The organism is Streptomyces sp. NPDC031100 (assembly GCF_055570785.1).
Genome location: NZ_JBVIGN010000003.1, coordinates 742,761 through 763,552 on the forward strand (window position 1 = coordinate 742,761; position 20,792 = coordinate 763,552).

At 74.1% G+C, this 20,792-nt stretch carries 16 protein-coding genes; 1 reads left to right on the forward strand and 15 read right to left on the reverse strand.

Features of this window, described 5'->3' with window-relative positions:
* Position 1: 1 nt before the first annotated feature.
* The 15 genes from ACZ5DS_RS11255 to ACZ5DS_RS11325 form a co-directional block, all read right to left on the reverse strand.
* Positions 2-1,483, reverse strand: coding sequence for a DNA-3-methyladenine glycosylase 2 family protein (locus tag ACZ5DS_RS11255; RefSeq protein WP_468236095.1), 1,482 nt, complete (start codon positions 1,481-1,483; stop codon positions 2-4).
* A gap of 51 nt (positions 1,484-1,534) precedes the next feature.
* The gene (locus ACZ5DS_RS11260; protein WP_468236097.1) at positions 1,535-3,247 is read right to left on the reverse strand and encodes a hypothetical protein; all 1,713 of its coding nucleotides are present in this window, start codon (positions 3,245-3,247) and stop codon (positions 1,535-1,537) included.
* Positions 3,248-3,273: 26 nt separating this feature from the next.
* Entirely contained in the window at positions 3,274-4,839 is a 1,566-nt protein-coding gene (locus ACZ5DS_RS11265; protein ID WP_468236100.1) for a serine/threonine-protein kinase, read from the reverse strand.
* Positions 4,836-6,596, reverse strand: a complete 1,761-nt coding sequence (locus ACZ5DS_RS11270; RefSeq protein WP_468236102.1) for an FHA domain-containing protein — start codon at positions 6,594-6,596, stop codon at positions 4,836-4,838. The genes ACZ5DS_RS11265 and ACZ5DS_RS11270 overlap by 4 nt, the downstream gene beginning before the upstream one ends.
* Before the next feature lie 8 nt (positions 6,597-6,604).
* On the reverse strand, positions 6,605-8,230 hold the full coding sequence (locus tag ACZ5DS_RS11275; protein WP_468236105.1) for a hypothetical protein: 1,626 nt from the start codon (positions 8,228-8,230) through the stop codon (positions 6,605-6,607).
* Between the two features lie 262 nt (positions 8,231-8,492).
* Positions 8,493-9,368, reverse strand: a complete 876-nt coding sequence (locus tag ACZ5DS_RS11280; RefSeq protein WP_468236107.1) for a methylenetetrahydrofolate reductase — start codon at positions 9,366-9,368, stop codon at positions 8,493-8,495.
* A 297-nt stretch (positions 9,369-9,665) separates the two neighbouring features.
* Positions 9,666-11,573, reverse strand: coding sequence for a glycoside hydrolase family 15 protein (locus tag ACZ5DS_RS11285; RefSeq protein ID WP_468236109.1), 1,908 nt, complete (start codon positions 11,571-11,573; stop codon positions 9,666-9,668).
* Positions 11,574-11,688: 115 nt separating this feature from the next.
* Positions 11,689-12,117 (reverse strand): DUF7144 family membrane protein, encoded by a 429-nt coding sequence (locus tag ACZ5DS_RS11290; protein WP_468236111.1) that lies wholly within the window; start codon positions 12,115-12,117, stop codon positions 11,689-11,691.
* 33 nt (positions 12,118-12,150) lie between these two features.
* Entirely contained in the window at positions 12,151-12,627 is a 477-nt protein-coding gene (locus ACZ5DS_RS11295; RefSeq protein WP_468236114.1) for an SHOCT domain-containing protein, read from the reverse strand.
* Positions 12,628-12,846: 219 nt separating this feature from the next.
* A complete protein-coding gene (locus ACZ5DS_RS11300) occupies positions 12,847-13,497 on the reverse strand; it encodes an HdeD family acid-resistance protein (protein WP_468236116.1) in 651 nt (216 codons plus the stop codon).
* Positions 13,498-13,812: 315 nt separating this feature from the next.
* Positions 13,813-14,010: a hypothetical protein gene (locus ACZ5DS_RS11305; RefSeq protein WP_468236118.1), complete on the reverse strand. Its 198-nt coding sequence runs from the start codon at positions 14,008-14,010 to the stop codon at positions 13,813-13,815.
* A 103-nt stretch (positions 14,011-14,113) separates the two neighbouring features.
* Positions 14,114-14,632: a hypothetical protein gene (locus ACZ5DS_RS11310; protein ID WP_468236121.1), complete on the reverse strand. Its 519-nt coding sequence runs from the start codon at positions 14,630-14,632 to the stop codon at positions 14,114-14,116.
* A gap of 18 nt (positions 14,633-14,650) precedes the next feature.
* Positions 14,651-17,341, reverse strand: a complete 2,691-nt coding sequence (locus ACZ5DS_RS11315; RefSeq protein ID WP_468236434.1) for a winged helix-turn-helix domain-containing protein — start codon at positions 17,339-17,341, stop codon at positions 14,651-14,653.
* 122 nt (positions 17,342-17,463) lie between these two features.
* Positions 17,464-18,804 carry a hypothetical protein gene (locus ACZ5DS_RS11320; protein WP_468236123.1) on the reverse strand — a complete coding sequence of 447 codons (1,341 nt, stop codon included), beginning with the start codon at positions 18,802-18,804 and terminating at the stop codon, positions 17,464-17,466.
* Positions 18,805-19,038: 234 nt separating this feature from the next.
* Entirely contained in the window at positions 19,039-19,962 is a 924-nt protein-coding gene (locus ACZ5DS_RS11325; RefSeq protein WP_468236125.1) for a YhjD/YihY/BrkB family envelope integrity protein, read from the reverse strand.
* A 313-nt stretch (positions 19,963-20,275) separates the two neighbouring features.
* On the opposite strand from ACZ5DS_RS11325, the gene ACZ5DS_RS11330 reads away from it, so the two are divergent.
* Positions 20,276-20,713 (forward strand): DUF6325 family protein, encoded by a 438-nt coding sequence (locus ACZ5DS_RS11330; RefSeq protein ID WP_468236128.1) that lies wholly within the window; start codon positions 20,276-20,278, stop codon positions 20,711-20,713.
* Positions 20,714-20,792: the final 79 nt, after the last annotated feature.

Consider the following 20,792-nt stretch of genomic DNA (forward strand, 5'->3'; position numbering starts at 1 on the left):
CTTACACGGGAAGGAAGTTGATCGGGTGGCCGTCGGTCGCCCACAGGTACTGCACCGCGTAGGCCCGCCAGGGGCGCCAGGCCTCGGCCCGGGCGGTGAGCGCGGCCGGGGTGCCGGGCAGGCCCAGCTCCTGGGCGGCGCGCCGGATGCCGAGGTCCGTGGGGAGGAAGGCATCGGGGTCGCCGAGGGCCCGCATGGCGATGACGTCGACCGTCCAGGGCCCGAAGCCGGGCAGGTCGAGCAGCCGCGCACGAGCCTCGGCCCAGTCGGATTCCACCCCCAAGTGGAGTGTGCCATCGGCCAGTTGACGGACGAGGGTGGAGAAGGTGGTACGCCGGGTGCGGGGCATGGCCAGGGTCTCGGGGTCCACGGCGGCCAGCGCGTCGGGCGACGGGAAGAGGTGGGTGAGTCCGCCCTCGGGGTCGTCCAGGGGCTTGCCGTGGGCGGTGACCAGGCGGGCCGCATGGGTGCGGGCGGCGGCCGTGGAGACCTGCTGCCCGAGCACGGCCCGCACCGCGAACTCGGCCTCGTCCACCGTGCGCGGCACCCGGCGGCCCGGCGCCCGGTCCACCAGCGGCGCGAGTACCGGGTCCGTGCGCAGCCGGTCGTCCACGGCGACCGGGTCGGCGTCCAGGTCGAGCATGCGCCGGCAGCGGCTGATGGCCACGGTCAGATCGCGGAGGTCGCTGAGGGTGAGCCGGCAGGCGATGTGGTCGGGTTTCGGGGTGAGCGCGACGATTCCGTGCCCGTACGGCAGTCGTAGCGTGCGCCGGTAGGCGCCGTCCCGCCACTCCTCCACGCCCGGTACGGCCGTGGCGGCCAGGTGGCCGAAGAGGTTGTCGGGGTTGAGCGGGGCGCGGAACGGCAGCCGCAGCGCGAGGGTTCCCGGGGTGCTCGCGGCACTGTCCTTCGGCACCCTGGCGCGCAGTTCGCTCGGGGAGAGGGCGAAGACCTCGCGGACGGTGTCGTTGAAGGTGCGGATCGAGGAGAAGCCGGCCGCGAAGGCGATCTCCGCCATCGGCAGCGGGGTCGTCTCGATCAGGAGCCGCGCGGTCTGGGCGCGCTGGGCACGGGCCAGCGCGAGGGGGCCCGCGCCCAGCTCGGCGAGCAGCTGCCGCTCCACCTGCCGGGCGCTGTAGCCGAGCCGGGCGGCGAGCCCGGGCACACCCTCGCGGTCGACGACACCGTCGGCGATCAGCCGCATGGCCCGCGCCACCAGGTCGGCGCGCAGGTTCCACTCCGGCGAGCCGGGGCTGGTGTCGGGGCGGCAGCGCTTACAGGCCCGGAACCCGGCCTGCTGGCAGGCGGCCGCGCTCGGGTAGAAGGTCATGTTCTCCGGCTTGGGCGGGACCACCGGGCAGCTGGGCCGGCAGTAGATGCGGGTGGTCAGAACGACCGTGTAGAACCAGCCGTCGAACCGCGCGTCCTTGGACTGCACCGCGCGCACGCAGTGCTCCCGGTCGAAGTGCATCCCTGTCTGCATGCGTCCAGGATCGACCATCGCGGGAGCCGTCCGCTGGCGAGAATCCGACACCTACCTGCCCGTGGCCAGGGATCCGTGGCGTTCAGGGCAGGCGTAGGTGAAGCTCGCCGTCGCCTCCATCGGAGCCCGCTGGTGCGCGATCCGCAGCCGGGCGGTCCCCCGGAAGCGGCCGGGACCACGGACCGTCCAGCGCAGATGCACCCTGAGTCGGCGCTCACCGCTGCGCGCGGTGCGGACCAGCTCGCCCGACTCCTGGCCGTCCCCGCGCAGCCACCGGTACGTGACGGGGCCGCCGTGGCCGTCGGTGGTGACGACACCGACCAGGTCGGCCGTCTGACCGCAGTGCAACGGCCCTGCGGGGGCCTGGACCTGGACGGCTACGACCGCCGGGGCGGGGGTCGGCCGCAGCAGCAGCCAGAGCAGGACGGCGGCGATCGCCAGGACGGCGGTGGTGATGATCCAGCCCCGGCGCCTTCGGCGCGTGCGCTGCCGCGCGGGTACGGCGGCTTCGGTACGCCACCGGGCGCGCAGCACATCCTGCTCGTCGGCGGGGATCCCGGGTCCGAACCGGAGCAGGACCTCGCCGGAGTCCTCCCCGGCGGGTGCGGGGGGCGCGGTGAGGCGGTTGCGCTTGCCGAGGACGGTGGCCTGGATGTCCGGGGCGGCGGAGGCGCGGGCACGACCGAGCGCGGTGGGCTGGTCGGCGGCTGCTGGGGGGTGTGCCGTGGTTCGCCGGTCCGGGGGTGCCGAGTCGGCTGCAGGGGCGCCGGTGTCGGTGGCGGCTGGGTGTGGCGTGGGGACCGATGCGGTTGGCGACGGGGGCCGGTCCTCCGGTGAGGCCGGGAACTCGGGGACCGCGGAAACCGGGTGTGGCGTGGGGACCGCTGGGGTCGGCGACGGGTGCCGGTCCTCCGGTGAGGCCGGGAACTCGGGAGCCGCCGGAGACGGGTGTGGCGGGGTCGTGCTCGGCGGGGCGAGGCGCGGAGCCGATGCTGCTGCCGCGGCGCGCAGTGCCGTACGGCGCAGGAAGTCCGCCGGGAGGGCCGCGCGCCCGGCCACCAGTGCGGCCCGGGCCGCCGCGAGCCCCTCGGACTCGGCGGTGGCGGAACAGTGGGCGAAGAGGTCAGCCGCGGGGGTTCCGGCCCGGGTCCAGGCGGTGCCGAGGGTGCGGGCCAGGTCGGCCCAGGCGGCGGTGTCGGCTGCCTGGAGGCCGGCGTGCGGCACCTCACCCGACGGCGGGACCGGCGCAGCGTCCGTGTCCGTCGCCCGACGTGCGTCGCCCAGCACCGTGGCCAGGCCCGCCTCGGCCAGCAGGGCGACGCCGTCCGGCGCGAGGACCACGGTGTCCGGGCCGAGCGAGCCGTGGGCCAGGCCGGCTGCGTGCAGGGCGAGCAGGGTCTGTGCGGTCTCGTTGAGGATGCTCGCCGCGCTGCCCGCGTCCGGGCGGGGGCCGTCGGCGGACAGGACGTCGGCGAGCACGGGGGCCGGCGGCCGGGCCGTGAGCAGCCACACCTCGTCGGCCTCGGCCACGAGGTCGACCGTGCCCAGCAGTCCGGGAAGCCGGAGCTTCGCCGTGGCGAGCACCGCCGCGGCCAGGCGCTCACGCGTGCCCGAAGGCCCGAGCAGGGCCGGGTCGATGCGCAACGCCCCGAGCACCGTCGACTCGCCGGAGCGGGCCGGGAGCAGGGCGTGCCAGGTGCCGAAGCGGGTGTCCCGTGACCAGCCGGACAGGGGCCGGCCGGCCACTGCGGTGGCTGTCGTCATGTCGATCCGTTCTCGTCGGACGGGGTTCAGCACGGCGGTGCGTCCAGGGAGGCCGTCTGGGGGCCGTTCGCGGCCGCCGGATCGCTGCTGAGCGTGACATCCCAGGTCCCCTTGCACGGGTGGTTGGAGAAGTCGGCCTCGAAGGTCAGGTCGTACCGCGTGCTCCCGGACAGGGGCTGGGTCTGGGAGCCGTACGGGTCGGCCGGTGTGTCGACGTAGTAGTTCGCGGTGACGGTCAGCGGACCGGTGCCCGTGGTCACGACGGTCACCGCCGCGACGAGCGTGCCCGGTCTCTGCCCGCGCTGCCAGGAGCCGATGGTGATCGTGACCGTGCCCGGGGTGGCCGGGTCGGGGGACACGGTGGCGGTCGGCGTCCCGGCCGGTGCGGTCGGTGCGGTCGTCTCCGTGGACGGCGTGGGCGAGGACGAGGGGCTGTCCGAGGGGGTCGTGGAGGGGGAGGCGCCGGTCGTGGGCGGGGCGGTGCCCGGCCCAGCTGACGGTGAGAGTGAAGTCGTGGGCGCCAAGGACGAGTCGACCGGTGACGGGGTCGAACTCGCTACCGTGGTGGACGTCTCGTGCGGTCGGTTCGTCGCGTACGTCGCTCCGCCCGTGACGACCACCAGCGCGGCCACCCCGCCGGTCGCCACCCGCCATCCTCCGCGCTTCAGCCGGCCCAGCAGGGTGAGCGCACTGGCCGAGCCGTCGAGCGTCGCCGTCGCGGTGAAGGGGAACAGCAGGGCGAGCGCCGCGGCGAGTTCGGCGAGCCGGCTGCGGCCGCGCTCCTCCCAGCCGGCGCCGTAGCCCTCGGTGGCCGACCGTTCCAGGTCGGCGAGGAACGCCTCCACGCCGGGCCGGGCCGCCGGATCCTTCGCCAGGCCTGCGCGCAGCAGCCCGCGCACCGGTCCGGGTACGTCCTCGACCGGGGCCGGTGCGCGCAGGTGCTGGAGGCGCAGCGCGGTCACGTCGTCGCCGGGGAAGGGCCGCCGTCCGGTCAGGCACTCGAAGAACACCACGGATGCCGCGTAGACGTCGGCGGCCGGGCCTGCGGGCTCGCCGTTCCACTGCTCGGGCGCCATGTAGGCGGGTGTGCCCGCGGCCTCGGTCTCCCGGCCGCTGCGCACCGCGATGCCGAAGTCGGCCAGGGCGCTGGTGCCGTCGGCGCGGACCAGCACGTTCTCCGGCTTGTAGTCGCGGTGCACCACCCCGGCCGTGTGGGCCGCGCCCAGCCCGAGGAGGGAACCCTTGAGCAGGACGAGCGCGGCCTCGGGGCCGGTCACCGCGTGCCGGCGCAGCAGGTGGCGCAGGCTGACGCCGTCCACCGCCTCCATCACGATCGCGGCGCCGGCGCGTGCTTCGACGTACTCGTAGAGGCGCACCACGCAGGGGTGCTGCAGCTCGCCGAGCAGCCGGGCCTCGGCCCGGAAGCGGGCCAGGAACTCCCGGTCCGCGCGCAGGTGTTCGCTCAGGTACTTGATCGCGACGGGCACGCCGGTCGCGGTGTGCCGGGCAAGGACGACCCGGCCGCCGGCTCCTTCGCCGAGCGTGCGGACGGTCTCGTAGCCGGGTACGGCCCAGTCGGCGTCGTCGGTCATGCCGTCCCCTCCACGGGCGCGGCGATCCCGGCGCCCGGCGCTCCGTCCTTCACGTCCCGTCGGCGCCGTATCCGGCGCGTCAGCCAGCGCACGGGCGCGGCCCACACCGGGAACGCGACCAGGGCGACGACGGCCGCCTCGATCACCGTGGTCCACGGCTCGGCCAGCCGGTCCGCGAGCAGGTCGCCGATCCGGGAGCGCCAGGCCAGCAGGGCGAGGGCGAGGAAGCCGTAGGTGCCCAGGACGACCGCGAGGCCGTAGGCGGCCATGCCCGCCTGGCGCGGCCCCGGCCGGTTGCCCGCGCGCAGGTCGCGCCACAGACCCGTGCGGAAGTAGGCGCTCGCCTCCTCGCGCAGCCGGGGGACGCGCAGTGCGTCGGTCAGCGCCTGGTAACCGTCCAGCGGCATCAGCGGATTGAAGTTGTACAAGGTGTTCAGGTAGAGGCCGAAGGCCAGGTGGTAGAGGACGGCCGCCGCGGGTCCAGCGGGCAGCAGGGCCGCGCCCGTGGCGCACCAGCCGGCCAGCGCCGCCGTGGACAGCGGGCCGGACAGGGCCACCACGACCCGGGACCAGCGGGAGCCGAACCACATGTCGCTGGTGTCCACGAACGCGAACGGCATGCCCATCATCAGCAGGAACCCGCCGCGCCGGACCGTGCGGCCGTACGACTTCACGGCCAGCGCGTGGGTCAGCTCGTGGACGAGGAGCGCGGTCACGTATCCGGCGGCCAGCAGAACCGGGCCCCACGCGCCCGCACCGCCGAAGTCGAGCAGGTGGTGGCTGCCCTGGGCGGCGAAGAACGCGACGAGGCCGCCGACCACCGACAGCCAGGCCAGGGCCACCCCGGTCCGGGTGAACAGCCGCCAGCCGAACGCCTGGTAGAGCCGCGTCACCAGCCCGTCGAGGCCGGGGACGGACACCTCCAGTTTCAGCAGCGCCCGGTACAGCGCACGCGCCGCCCGGCGCCAGCCCCGTGGCTCCTCCTGCCCGGACCGGCCGGGCAGGCCGCGCAGCAGCCCCGCGTCCGCGAACGCGGCCAGCGCGGACTCGATGCGGGGCAGGGCGAGTTCGCCGTAGCGGTCGGCGTAGGCGAAGAGCAGGTCCCGTACGGTGTTCTCGCCGTCGACGGCGTGCCAGAGGAAGACCTGGCGCTCGTCCAGTTCCAGGTAGCGGCCGGTGCGGGTGCTGCTGAGCACCCAGCGGGGTGCGCCGCGTTCGGTGGGGACCTGCTTGAGGGCCCAGCCGGAACGGCGGCGGGGGCGCGCGGTGAGCGGGCCGTTCGCCTCCGGCGCCTCCTCTTCCTGTCCGGCGGCGGGCAGGTGGGTCAGCTGGGTGCCGACCACCATCGTGCGGGAGCCGATCCGGGCGTCGCGGGGCTGCTCGAACACCAGGCGTACGTCGCCCACGGACAGCTCGGTGCCGTCGGCGAGCCCGGCCGCGCCGCCGTGCAGGTCGACGCCGCCGACCGCGGTGCCGTTGAAGGAGTCCAGGTCCTCGATCCGGAAGCCCTCACCGGTGCGGACGATGCGGGCGTGGCGGCGCGAGACGCTGCCGTCGGAGAGGACTACGTCGTTGTCCTCGCCCCGGCCCAGCGTGGTGACCGGGGCGGTCAGCGCGACGAGCAGTGTCGGGTCGTCGAGGCCGCGCAGCTGGGGCGCGGCGTACGACGTCGGTGCGGCACCCCGGCGCGGGGTGCCGCAGTGCAGGCAGTACGGGAAGTCGCGTCGCAGGTGGACGCGGCAGACATGGCAGAGCATGCGGTGGCTCAGCCTCCGCCGGAACCGCTGAGGAACGTACCGCCGTTGAAGCCGCCGTCCGTCTCGGGCGCGGAGGGCGACAGGTGGGTGGCCATGTCGCCGGAGCCGGGCAGGTCGATGCCGCCGCGTACGGTCGTCCCGGCACGGCCGAGGGTGCCTTCGCGGCCACCGCCGCCACTGGGGCGATTACCGTTCTCCGGGTCGCCGCCACCGTCACCGCCGCCGCCCTCGCCACCACCGTGGCCGCCGCCACCACTGGGACGGTTGGTGTTCTCCGGGTCGCCGCCGCCCTCACCACCGCCGCCACCACCCTCACCACCACCATGGCCACCGCCACCACTGGGACGATTGGTGTTCTCCGGGTCGCCGCCACCGTCACCACCGCCGCCACCACCCTCACCACCACCATGGCCACCGCCACCACTGGGACGATTGGTGTTCTCCGGGTCGCCGCCACCGTCACCACCGCCGCCACCACCATGGCCACCACCGCCACTGGGACGATTGGTGTTCTCCGGGTCGCCGCCGCCCTCACCACCGCCGCCACCGCTGTCACCGCCGCCGTCGCCGCCGTCGCGGTCGTAGATGCCTCCGTGGCCGAAGTGACCGGCGTCCCCGCCGCCTTCCCCGCCTTCCCCGCCTACGCCGCCGAAGCCGCCGTGCCCGCCGAGGTCGCCGAACCCACCACCGGAACCCGCACCGCCGTCACCGAACCCGCCGTCGCCGAAGCCGCCAGTGCCCAGGCCACCATCGCCGAACCCACCGGCACCCAGACCGCCGTCACCGAAACCACCGCTGCCCAGACCGCCGTCACCGAACCCACCGGCACCCAGCCCACCGTCACCGAAGCCGCCACCGGCACCACCGAACCCGCCCTCGGCACCACCGCCGAAGCCGCCCTCGGCTCCGCCGAACCCGCCGGGACCGACACCGCCGTCACCGAAACCGCCGGCGCCCAGCCCACCGTCACCGAAGCCACCGCCGGCACCACCGAACCCGCCGTCGCCCCCGGCGCCGAAGTCGCCGAAGCCTCCGTCGGCGCCTCCGCCGACATGCCCACCGAGACCGCCGAGGTCCGCAGCCGTGCCCTCGTTGCCGTACTCGCCGAAGTCGCCGAACTCGCCCGGTTCCCCGCCGACTTCCGCCGGGGACTGGTCCAGCAGGGGGCCACCGAGCAGGCTGAGGGACCCGGTCGAGGCCCCGTCGAGACCGCCGACGCCCTCCTGGGCCGCGGCGGGATCCGACAGGTCGGACATGTGGTCGGCGGAGGCAGGGGCACCGGCGTCGTGGGCGCCGGAGACGTCGTCCGCCGGGGCGGTGTGGCTCGTGGAGACGTCGTGCGTCGCCGCGGAGATGTGGTCCGCGGGAGCGGCGTGGTCGGCCGTGATGTCGTGGTGCGCCAGCGCATGCGCCGCGCTGCCGAAGAACAGGGACGACTTGGACAGGCGCGGGTCGAGTGCGGCCGATCCCCCGTCGGTGCCGGACTCGACGCGGAGGGAGCGGAGTTCGGCGACCTGCGCGGGGGTCAGGCCGAGTCTTCGTGCCACCTCGGCGGCGTCGCCGTCGAGTTCGGCGCGGAAGTCCGGGTCGACGGCCAGCCGGGTCAGGGCAGCGCGATAGGCGTTGTCGGTCATGGTTCGGTCTCCGTCGGTCTGCGGGCACTTGATGCCGATCGCGGCGGAGCCGAGGATCCCCCCTGGTCGGCGGCACCTGCCATTTCCGGCCATCCCCGCCGATACCTGCTGGAGACGTTATAGAGCCCCGGGATGAGCAGCGCAAGAGCGGCGAGCAGGGCGCTTGCGCGTCCGGGGCGGGCAGACGCGCCGCCGGCCACCGATCGGATACGGCCACCGGCCGGCCGATGGGTGACCGAAATACCGAACGGCGACAGCGGGGTCAGTCCTCCCGGTCTCCCCGGCGGAAGCGGGCGATCCACTCCGACGTGGCCCGCAGACCTCCGAAGGTGTAGAAGTGCACCTTCAGCTCGCCGTGCCGCGCGGGGTCGTACCCCTGGGCGAGCGCGTGCAGGAAGCGGTCGGGGCCGGCCGTACCCATGAGGTTGGTGAGCGAGAAGCCGTACTTGCGGGCTATGGAGGCGCTGGTGCCGACGCCGAAGCGGGCGGCGTAGGTCATCAGGCGGCGCACACCGGCCGGGCCGGGGACGCCGATGCGGATCGGCAGGCCGACGCCCTTGGCGCGGACTGCCTCCACCCAGCGGAGCACGGCGTCGACGTCGAAGCCGAACTGCGTGATGACGTCGCCTGCGATCCGCTGCGCCCCGAGCACCGCGCTCTTGTCGCTGAGCGCCGACCACAGGGAGTGCTCGGCGATCGCGGGGTGGCCCTCCGGATAGCCGCTGATGCCGACGTGCGTCACGCCGTGGCGCTGGAGCAGTCCGCTGCGGATGACGGCGAGGGCGTCCTCGTACGGGCCCTCGGGGCGGGCGGGGTCGCCGCCCACGACGAAGACGTTGTCCGCGGTGCCGTCGGCCGCGAGGCCGGTCAGGAACTCCTCCAGGTCGCGCTGGGAGGGCAGCCGGCGGGCGGAGATGTGCGGGACGGGCACGAAGCCGAGCCGTTTGACGGCGCGGGCGGCGGCCAGCCGCATGCCGAGGTCCTCGTTGCCGAGGAACGTGACGTTGATCCGGGTGCCCCGGGGGATGGCGGCGTGGGCCTCCTCCAGCTTCGGCACGTCCTTGCCGGTCATCTCCAGGGAGAAGTCGTCCAGCAGCGAGACGCCGACCGCGGGCGGGGCGGTGACGGCGGTGTTCATCGTGCTGCTCCTCACGGCTTCGGTCTGACCTCGGCCGATGATGTCACGGGGGCCGTGGGGGGTGTGGAGGAGGGTGGAACCGGCCGCTGGGTGGGGCCCGGCACGGTGGCCGGTGTGTCGCGGTTTCCGGTACGGCCGGTTTTCCCGGGCAGGCGCGCCGCCGCGGCGAGGCCGCCCAGCCCGCTCGCCGCCGGCGTGAACCGCGTCAGCGGCGCGCGCCTTGCTGATGTCGTTGATCATCACGTTCATGCGGGAGCTGTCGCTGTTCCCGCGGCGCGTGCGTCCGGCCCTGCCCGGTCAGCCACGTCCGGTGCCCCCGCCCGTCGTGTCCGGGGGTGCCGCGTGGACGGCGGGGTGCAGGGCTCCGCGGGGCTGTGGCCCCTGGTTGGCCCGGCCCAGCTCCTCGTCGAGTGCCATGGCCGCGGTGACCAGGGAGAGATGGGTGAACGCCTGCGGGAAGTTGCCGAGTTGCTCTCCCGAGGGGCCGATCTCCTCGGCGAAGAGGCCGACGTGGTTGGCGTAGGTGAGCATCTTGTCGAAGGCGTGCCGGGCCTGATGGAGCCGGCCGGTGCGGGCGAGCGCCTCGACGTAGAGGAAGCTGCACAGGTTGAAGGTGCCCTCGGAGCCGCGCAGTCCGTCGGGCGAGGCCGCGGGGTCGTACCGGTAGACCAGGCTGTCGCTGACCAGTTCCGCCTCGATGGCGTCGAGGGTGCTGATCCAGTCCGGGTCGTGCGGGGATAGGAACCCGGCCCGCGGCATGAGCAGCAGCGAGGCGTCCAGGACGTCGGTGTCGAAGTGCTGCACGAAGGCCTGTCGCTTCTCGTGCCAGCCCCGCTCGATGAGCTGCTGGAAGACCGCGTCCCGGGCCCGGGTCCAGCGCCCGATGTCGGCCGGGCGGGCGAACCGGGTGGCCGCGCGGATGCCCCGGTCGAAGGCGACCCAGGTCATCAGCCGGCTGTAGGTGAAGTCCTGCCGGCCTCCGCGGGTCTCCCAGATGCCCTCGTCGGGCCGGTCCCAGTGGTCGGCCAGCCAGTCCAGCACCTCGCGCAGCGCCTTCCAGCCGCGGACCGCACCGATGTCCCCGCCGACCGCCAGCGCGTCCGAGGCCTCGCCGTAGATGTCGAGCTGGAGCTGGTCGGCGGCCGCGTTGCCCGCGCGCACCGGCCGTGATCCCCGGTAGCCCTCCAGGTGGCCCAGGATCTCCTCGGTCAGGCGGGGGTCGCCGTCCACCCGGTACATGATCTGCAGCGGGTCGCCCGAGGCGGTGCCGCCGGCCTCGACCCGGTCGCGCAGCCAGCGCCGGAAGGCGTACGCCTCCGTCTCGAATCCCAGGTCGATCAGGGCGCGCACGGACAGCGAGGCGTCCCGGATCCAGGTGTAGCGGTAGTCCCAGTTGCGCTCGCCGCCGATCTGCTCGGGCAGTCCCATGGTGGCCGCGGCTACGGGTGCCCCTGTCGGCGCGTAGGTGAGCAGCTTGAGGGTGATCGCCGAGCGGTTGACCATGTCCTGCCAGCGTCCGTGGTAGGTGCAGGAGCGCAGCCAGGACAGCCAGAACAGGTGGCACTCCTCCACTTCCTCGGCGATGCCGTGCAGGGACGGCGGGGGCGGCGCCGCGGCGCCCGCGGCCGTGCTGGTCAGGACGACGGCGGCGGCCTGTCCGGCGGAGAGGGTGAAGCGGGCGGTGACGTCGTGGCCGTCGGCGCGCAGGGGGATTCCGGTGGTGGTCTGCACGTGCAGGTCCGTGCCCGGGCCGTGCTGGACGGCCGCGTGGCCGTCGGTGAGGGCGAGGGTGTGCGGGGCGCGCCCGTAGTCGAAGCGCGGCCGGCAGGCGAAGGTGAAGGGCAGGGTCCCTCGCACGACCCGGGCGACCCGGATCAGGCGGTGCCGGTCGGTGGGGACCGGGGAGTCGACGGGGGGCATGAAGTCGGCGACCTCGCCGACGCCGCCGGGTCCCATGAACCGGGTGATCAGGATGGCCGTGTCGGACAGGTACAGCTGCCGGACCGACTTTCCGTTCCCGTCCGGGACGTCCTCCGCGAGGCGGCAGTGGCCGCCGCCCTCGTGGTCCAGGAGCGAGGCGAAGACGCTGGGCGAGTCGAAGCGGGGAGTGCACCACCAGTCGACGGTTCCGCCGGACGACACGAGGGCCGCGGTCTGGAGATCGCCCACCATGCCGTGCTCGGCGATGGGCGGGTACCGGTCCATGTGCTCTCCTACGGCTGCGCCGGTCCGGGTTCTGCCCTGGCGGCCGGGCCCGTCCGCGTGTTCCGCTGCGGCCGGGCCCGTCCGGGTGTTCTGCCGGGGCCGGGTGCGCCGGGTGCTACGAGCCCGCGGCTGACTTCTCCCCCGGGACCACGCACAGGGCCCAGATGACGAAGCCGGACACCGCGATCATGACGACCGACCAGACCGGGTAGTACGGCAGCGAGAGGAAGTTGGCGATGATGACCACCCCGGCGATGGCCACGCCGCCGACGCGTCCCCACGTCGACGGCCCGAACAGGCCGAAGCTGACGACCACGGCGATCGCGCCCAGGAACAGATGGATCCAGCCCCAGCTGGTGAGGTCGAACTTGAAGACGTAGTTCGGGGTCGTGACGAAGACGTCGTCCTGGGCGATCGCCATGATGCCCCGGAACACACTGAGCAGCCCGGTGATCAGGAGCATGACGCCTGCGAAGGCCGTCAGGCCGTAGGCCCACTGCTGTTTGGCGGTGGTCGTGTGCGCGCGTGGGGGGGTTGCGGACATGCGACTGCCTCGATTCGTACTCGTCGGTCGTGCTCAGTGCCCGGGCGTGGTGGGTGGGGTGGGCGTCTCACCGGAGCGCCGCGCGGCTCCGGCGTCGCTCAGGACCAGTTCCTTCGCCCGGCGGAACTCGTCTTCGGTGATGTCGCCGCGGGCCCGGATCTCGGAGAGCCTGGCCAGTTCGTCGACGCTGCTGGTCGGGGCGGCGCCCTTCGCGGCCTCCCGGACGTAGGAGTCGAAGGCCTGCTGCTGCGCGCGTGCCTGCTGTATCTCCCGCTTGCCCATGCCCTTGCCGCGGGCGATCACGTAGACGAGGACGCCCAGGAAGGGCAGCACGATCACGAAGAGCGTCCAGCCGGCCTTGGCCCAGCCGTTCAGGTCGTCGTCACGGAAGATGTCGACGATGATCCGGAACAGCAGGACGAACCAGAGGATCCACAGGAAGAGCCACAGCATCGTCCAGAAGGCGCTCAGCAGCGGATAGTCGTACGCCAGGTAGGTCTGCGCGGTCATGTGTCTCCTCCGTTCCGGGGCACCGGCCCGTCGGGCCCGGCCGTCCGGCCTCTAGGCCGTCCCGGCAAGCCGGTCTCTGCCGTACTCAGCGTGCACACGGCCAGGCGGGGACGTCCTCACCCGAGGCGGGTGATCGTGGCGGGGCTCCATGACGGAGGGCGATGACAGCGGGGCTACGGCGGCCGGGCTACGGCGGCGGGCGGCAGTGCGGCCCGCGGGTCACTCCGCCGGTCCGGATGCGCCCGACGCCGTCACACCGCTTCTGCGCAGCGCGGACCGCCAGGCGAAGGCGACCATCAGCTCGGCCAGGCCCAGCAGCACGAGCCACAAGCCGAGCAGCCGGGTCAGCGCCCGCGCCGACTCGGTCGGCAGCGCCAGCACCACGATCCCGGCGACGACGCCGAGCACGCCGACGCACAGGACGACGGCGCGGTGCGGGAGGTCCTCGGCGGCGATCGCCGTGTAGAGGGTGAGGATGCCGGACGCCAGCCAGGCCAGCCCGACGATCAGCGACAGCGCGGTGACGGTCTGCAGCGGGTGGCGCAGGCAGAGCACGCCGGCCAGGACGTACAGCACCGCGATCAGCAGTCCGGCGAGCCGTTCGCCGGCTCCCTCCCGGGCGAAGGCCGTGACGAACCTCAGCGCGCCGGCGAGGAGCAGGTAGAGGCCGATGAGAACCGCCAGGACGTGCAGCGTCTCGTCCGGCCAGACGAGGATCAGCACACCCGGTACGAGAGTGACGACGGCCGACCCGAGGATCCAGGTCCACGACCGGGCGAGCACCCTCATGGCGTCCGCCGGGCCGCCTACGGCACCTCCGGTCAGGTGCGGCGGTCCGGTACGCGGTGCCGGACCACGCGACTCGGTCATGGCTCCTCCTCGCGCGGTCGAACGGGTCGCCTCCGGACCGCCGACGGGGCGGTGTGCGCACCCCTCACCGGCACAGCGTCCCGCGCGCGGCCGGCGAGCGGATCACCCACCACGGGTGATCCTTCCGCCGGATCCGCAAGCGGACAGCAGGCCACCGGACCAGGAGGGTGAACTACGACCGCACCGAGCTCCTTCACCGTCGCTTCGTCACCGGCCGGACGTGATCGATGTGCCGGAGCGTCAGTCGGCCACGCGACTGCCCGAGGGCCGCCAGGTGGTGGCCGGGCAGCGGCTGATCCTGACGACCAGCGACAGTCACTCCGGCAGTTGGCGCAGCTCCACGACCCTGAGCCCCAGTGACTGGCAGCGGACCAGCAGGCCGTACAGGTGCGCCTCGTCGATGACGCGGCCGAACAGGACCGTCTGACCGGACATCATCACGTGGTCCAGCTCCGGGAAGGCCTTGGTCAGCGTCTCCGACATGAGTCCATCGACACGGATCTCGTAACGCATGTGCGGTTCTCCCGCCGCGTGCCTGCTGCCGTCGTCTTCCTGCGATCCTGCTCCGCACGGCGCCACCGGGCCTCACCCGGCGCAGGTGATAGGGGCCCCGGGGTCAGTGCGTCAGCGCCAGCTTGAAGGAGATGATCACGAGGCCCAGCAGCAGATTGACCGCGGCCGTGAACGCAACCAGCCGCCAGGAGGCTCCCGCCTGCCGGGCGCCCGCCGCCGACCAGCCCACCTGCCCGGCCACGGCCACCGCGACCGCCAGCCAGACCGTTCCCTCCAGCTCCAGGCCCAGCAGCGGGCTCACCGCGACGGCGAGGGCCGGCGGGACGGCCGCCTCGACGATCGGCCACTCCTCACGGCACACCCGCAGCACGGTCGGACGGTTCAGGGACCGCCTGGCGAGGTGCGCTCCGAACAGCTGGGCGTGCACATGCCCGATCCAGAAGACGAGGCCGGTGAGCAGCAGCAGGACCATCAACTGCACGCGGGGGAACTCCCCCAGGGCGCCGGCGCCGATCACCACCGACGCGGCGAGCATCGAGCCGTACACGGCGCCCGTGTAGTCGGCGTGGGCGCGGCGCTCGGTACGGCGTTGCCGCGCCGTACCGGGTTCGGTCGAGGACATCGTCGTCACCTTTCGCGCTCACAGCAGCCCGCGATGCCGGGCCTGCCGCACCGCATCGCCGCGCCGGTTCACCCCGAGCTTGCGGTAGACGCTCTTGAGATGGGTCTTCACCGTGTTCACGGAGACGTACAGGTCGGCGGCGATCTCCTCGGTGGACATCATCTGGCCGAGCCGCAGCAGCACTTCGCGCTCGCGTCCGCTGAGCTCCTCGACGACCAGCGGTGCGCGCTCCTCGGGCGCGCGCGGACCGTGCTGCGGTGCGGGGCCGCCAGGGATGAGCCAGCCCGCGGCCAGGCTCTGCAGCGGCGGGGTGTCCAGCAGGCGCCGGACGGGTGGTCCGGCCTCGAGGAACGGGCGCCGAAGCCGCTCCCGCCGGGCCTCCAGCAGGGCCCGGGCGAGCAGCTTGCGGGCGGTGGCGACGTCCCCGGTCTCCTGGGCGGCGCGGGCCCGCACCAGCGCGGCGCAGACGTTCACTCCGGGGCCGGTACGGCCGCGCGTGCGCACCTGGTCGACCAGGTGGATCGCGGTGTCGCGGTGGCCCGCGGCGAGCTGGGCCCACGCGATCTGTGCCGCGTACGGCGGCTCGGCGCTGTGGGGCACGTCGTCGAGCACCTTCGCGGCGGTGTCCGCACGGCCTTCGGCGAGATGGGCGGCGGAGGTGACGAGCGCCGTGTGGACCTCGGCCCACGGGGAGGTCACGTCGGTACGGACGGCGGGGTCGGCGGCCGCCGCGGCGGCCCGGGGGTCGCCGCGCGCCAGCAGCAGCCGCGCCGTCACGAGGGACCGGCCCGCCGCCGTCACCGGGTCCAGCCCGTCGGGCCCGGTGTCGGCCGCCTCGTCCAGGAGCGCCTGGGCCTGTGCGAGGTCGTCCCGGTCGACGGCCACGGCGGCCAGCACCAGCCGTCCGAGATCCGCGCCGGAGGGCCGATGCAGACCGAACTGTTCCGTTTCGGCCACGGCCGCCAGCGCCTTGCGTTCGGCCCGGTCGAGCCAGCCGTCGAGGTAGTCGATGAGCGCAAGGTGTCCGAGGGAGTCCTGGCGGGGCAGCGCGGTCGCGACGCCGTCGGGGCAGCCGACCACCTCGGACAGGGCGGCCCGCGCGTCCTCGAAGCTGCCGGCCCACACCCGGGTCGAACCCAGATGGGTGAGCAGGAGGGCGGTGAGTTCGGGGTGCTTCGCCAGGAGGTGGGCCGGGACCTCGTGGCGCAGTTCCTCGGCCGTGGCCACGGCCTGCTCGGCCCGGGAGGGCGAACCGGTCAGCCGTGCCGCCAGGGCTTCCAGCAGGACGCAGCTCAGCCGGGCCGCGGGATCCGGCTCCCGGTCCGCCAGGTGCTCCTCGGCGCGGCGCAGGTGGCTCAGGCCGCGGTCGAGATCGTGCTCGGCCAGGTCGCGGGCGGCCCGCACCAGGTCGGCCGCCGCGCCCGCGACCTCGGGCCCCATCCGTGCGAACAGGTCGGCGAGGTCGTCCGCGCGCAGGCCGGTGAAGAGCTGCCCGATGGCCAGGTCGTCGACGAGGGCACGGGCGGTGAACTCCCAGTCGCCCGCGGCGGCGCCGTGTGCCAGCGCCTCTGGCAGGGCACCGGAGGCGCGCAGCCACTGCCCGGCGCGCCGGTGCAGCTCCGGCTCCAGCTCCGGACGGCGCGCCCGCAGATGGGCGCGGAGGATCTCGCCGAACAGCGGGTGCAGCCGGTACCAGGAGTGTCCGAGGTCCTCGATGAACGCGTTCTGCCGGTGCAGCCCGGCCAGGACCGGTTCGAGACCTCCGCAGCCGGTGAGCGCCTGCACCAGCTCGGGACAGAAACGGTCCACGATGCTGACGCGCAGCAGCAGGTCCTGTGTGCGGGCGGTCTGCTGTCTCAGCACCTCGGCGAGCAGGAAGTCGGCGATCGTGCTCCGGCCGGCCTCGAACTCCCTCAGGTACGCCTCGGGGTCCGCGCTCTCCTGGGCGGCCATGGCGCACAGGCGCAGTCCGGCGGCCCAGCCCCGGGTGCGCTCCACCAGGGCGCGCGTGGCCTCGGCCGTGAGCCGCAGGCCGTGCAGCTCCAGGAGGTCGGCCGCCTCGTCGTGGGTGAAGGCCAGTTCGGCGTCCCGGATCTCGGTCATGGCCGCGGCCGCCCGGTAGCGGTGCAGCGGCAGCAGCGGTTCGGTCCGGGTGACGAGGATCAGCCGCAGTCCCGGCCCGGAGTGGTGCAGGACGAATTCCAGCTGCTCCGCTGTCCGGGGGGCGTTCTGGCGGTCGAACTCGTCCAGCACGAGGAGCGCGGGCCGGTCACGGCCGCTCAGTTCGTCGGCGAGGCGCGCCAGCAGCTTGTGGTCCACCCGGCTCGCGTCGGCGGGACAGCCGATGTCGTCGGGGAGCGGTACGCCGGCGGCGCGCAGGGCGTGCAGCACGTACGCCCAGAACATGCCCGCGCCCTGGTCTCCCGCCTCGTTGGTGAGCCAGGCGACCGGCTGTCCCAGTCCGGCGGCCCACTCCGCGACCAGCAGCGTCTTGCCCGCTCCGGCCGAGCCGTTGACCATCGTCAGCGGGGTGTCCAGGGCCTGATCGAGGTGCTTGACCAGCCGTGGGCGGCTCAGGAACGTGGCCGGCCTGCCCGGCGGGGCGAACCGGGTCTGCAGAAACGGCTCCCCGAGCGGATCGGCGTACACGGCGGCCGGTCCGCCTGCGTTCTCGTTCCTCGTGGCCACTGGGTCACCACCACGGTCCATGCGGCTGGGGGTCACCGCCACGGTCCATGCGGCTGGGGGCGGCGCTCCACCCGATCGGACGATCTACCCGATCAGAATCTCAGCCTTCGCGCCCCGGCGCAGTTCGCACCGGTCCGACGGCCTCAGGGCACGTCGGCGGGCGGCTCGGGCGCCGGCCGCGCCGCCTCCTGCTCGGTGCGGCCGGTGGCCGCCAGCAGCGCGAGGACGGCCAGGACGGCGAGCAGGACGACGACCAGCAGCAGGATGGTGAGCGCGGTCGGGTGGTTCCACAGCGCGAAGACGACCGCGACGACCAGCAGGGCGACGAGGGTGAGTCCCCGGCGGTGGGCCAGCGCCCAGGTGCCGGCGCGCCCGGTGCGGAGGTGGTGGGCGGCCGCCCACCGGGCGGCGGAGTCCGCGGTGCTCTCGGAGGCGCCTCGGACGGCCACGGGCAGCCGCCCCGGCCCGACGAGGTAGGCGCCCAGGGCGATGACGACGCCCAGGACGACGGCCGTACGCAGGCTGACCCGCAGGAAGCGGAGCAGGGTGTCGAAGACGGCGGCCGCAGCCGCCCTGGACTGCACCTGGGGGGGCAGATGGTCCAGGTAGTAGCGGCGCGCCACGACCAGGCCGACGGCCACGACCAGGCAGGCGAAGGCGGCGCCCAGGGCGGTACGTGCCAGGGCCCGGCGCCGCCGTCGGGCGAGGAACACGCCCAGGGCGCCGAGGAGCACGACGAGGACGGGGAACCAGTTCCCGACGATGTCGAGCAGGCGGGCGCCCTTGCGGACCTTGGCGAGCTGGTCGGAGTGGAAGAGCACCATCTGCTTGTCCACGGCCGGGATCTTGTCGGCGGGTTTCAGGCCCGCGTCGACCAGCTCCTTCTTCACCCGGTCGACGACCGTACCGACGTCCAGGGTGACCGTGCCGTCGCTGACCCCGAAGGCTCCGCGGCCCTTGCCGGTCAGGGCGTGTACGACGGCCTGGTGGGCAACGCGGTTGGCGGTGCGCCAGGTCGCGGCGAAGGCGTCGCTGTCGACCACGCGGGTGGCGGCCTTGGTCACCGCCTGGTTCACGGCGGAGTCGATCTGCGGCCCCAGTCCCCTGAGCGCGTCGGCCGCGCGTGGCGGCAGGCCCTGGGACTGGAGCCAGCCGGCGATGTCGGCGGCGACCTGCGGGCCGTCCACCCGGGCGCCCACGGCGTCGCTGATCCGGTGGACCGCCGCGTCCTGCACGGCGGGGTCCGTGGCCAGCGGCGACACGGTGGAGACGTACCGGTCGGTGTCGAGTGCGATGTCGTGCACCCAGACCGCGAGCAGCGCGACGGGGACGAGGATGCAGGTCAGCACGAGGAGCACGGCCGAGGCGGTGCTGCGGGCGACCCGGCCGACGGCTCCGCCCGCGCCGCCGCGCGCCCCCGCCCCGCCGTGGGCCGCGCCCTCCTGGTCCGGTCCCGGGGGCTGCTGGGCGGGCGGCTCGGTCACGGGGCCTCCGGCGCGGTGGGATGCCTGAACATCCCCATTGCGTCAGCCCGGCGGACCCTGCGCGCGCCGGGCAGGTCCGAATGGACGAGAGCCTGTCCGGCGCATCAGGCCGGCTCCGGACACCGGGGCCTCATCAGCACGGGTGAGCGCGGCCATGGGGGGGGAGCGTCCGGCTACAGGGCGTAGGAGAGCGCGTGCCAGGCCCCGCGTCACCAGCCTGTCCGGACAGCACATCTAGGGCGCGGCGGCCCACGTCTCCCGGCTCCGCCGGGGTGGCGGGCTGCCCAGGCGGCCGGCCAACAGCGGTTCCTGTGCGACGACGGCGCCCGCGCTGATGCTGACCGCGACCGCGACGCAGACCACGATCAGCCAGGACAGCAGCAGGAACACGGACCCGAGGGAGCCGTAGTCGGCCATGGCCCGGTTGAGGGCCCGGGGCATGTACAGCGGCGCGGTGCTGGTCAGGACGGTGACGGCGACCGCCGTGACGACGGCGCCCGGCAGCAGGGGTTTCCAGCGGATCCGGCCGCCGAGCAGCAGATGCTGGGTCCACCACCACAGAGCCACCTGACACATCAGGGTGACGGGGACGCCCAGCCAGGCGCCCAGGCCCAGCCCGTCGCGCATCGGGCCCTGCAGGAGCATCGCCCCGAGCCACAGCAGAAGCCAGGCCACCCAGCGCCAGGGGGCGACGCGGGTGCCCGCCCGGGGGATCTCCCAGGCGCGTTTGCACAGCCGTTGCAGGGCTCGGCTGACGGCGGTGGCCGACAGCAGCACCATCAGTCCGCCGATGATGCCGGTGGCCTGCCGCAGATCCTCGGTGGTCGGCTGGAGCACCTGTTCCAGCTGGGCCTGGGCGGGTCCGGTGAGGCCCAGCAGCGCGTGCACCGACCTGACCAGCTGGCGCCTGAGCGCCGGCGGAGCGTAGGCCGCGACCACGAACAGCAGCGGGACGGCGGTCAGGAAGCACTGCGCGGCCAGCCGGGTGGCGGAGTCGAAGATGTTCACGGCCACCATGCGGTCCGCGAGATGGATGACGACCGGAAACCGTTGTTCCGCCTGTCGGTGCAGCGCATGCGCCCGGGCCACGAGCGCGGCGGTCCGCCGCTGCCACCACCCCCGCTCCGGACGCCGCTTCCCGCGCCCGCCCCGCGCCATCAGGGTCCCGCGAGCGCACTGCGACGGTACGGCCGGCGCCCGGCCGCGGACGGCGCGCACCCGGTGGTCGGCATGGCGCTGCTCCTTTCCCTGCGACCAGGTGGGGGCTTTCCTGCGACCAGGGTGGGGGCCGGGGCACCCGGCGGCACCCCGGAAGCGGGGCCGGAGCGGCTGCCGTACGCGGAACATGCGAGGCCCCGCGCCGCATGCTGCAATGTCCGGGAGGGCTGCTGACGACCGCCGGCGCGGGGGCGCTGCCATGACGACGGGCGGACGGGCGGACGGTCCCGCCCCCGGTTCCCGAGGAGTGGTCATGAACGGCATCGAGGACATGGGCCCGGTCGACTACCTGGTCATCGAGTTCCCCGGCAACCGCATGACGGGCGAGGCGTTCCCCCTGCTGGTCGATCTCGCCGACCGCGGCATCGTCCGCATCATCGACCTCGCCTTCGTCCGGAAGGAGCCCGACGGCTCGGTCGTCGCGCTGGACCTGCGGGACCTCGGCGACGAGGTCGATCTGACCGTCTTCGAGGGAGCCTCGTCCGGTGTGCTGGACCAGAGTGACCTGGACGAGGCCGGCAACGCGCTGGAGCCGGGCAGCTCGGCCGCGGTGCTGGTGTACGAGAACCTGTGGGCCGCTCCCCTGGCCCGCGCGCTCAGGCGCAGCGGAGCACAGCTCGTCGCGAGCGGCCGTATCCCCGTGCAGGCCCTGCTCGCGGCGCTGGACGCCACGGAGGAGACGGTGGCCTGACCGGCCGGCCCGACGCGGACCCTGCCCGAATCGACGCCCGAATCGACGCCCGACTCGACGCCCGAATCGACGCCCGACT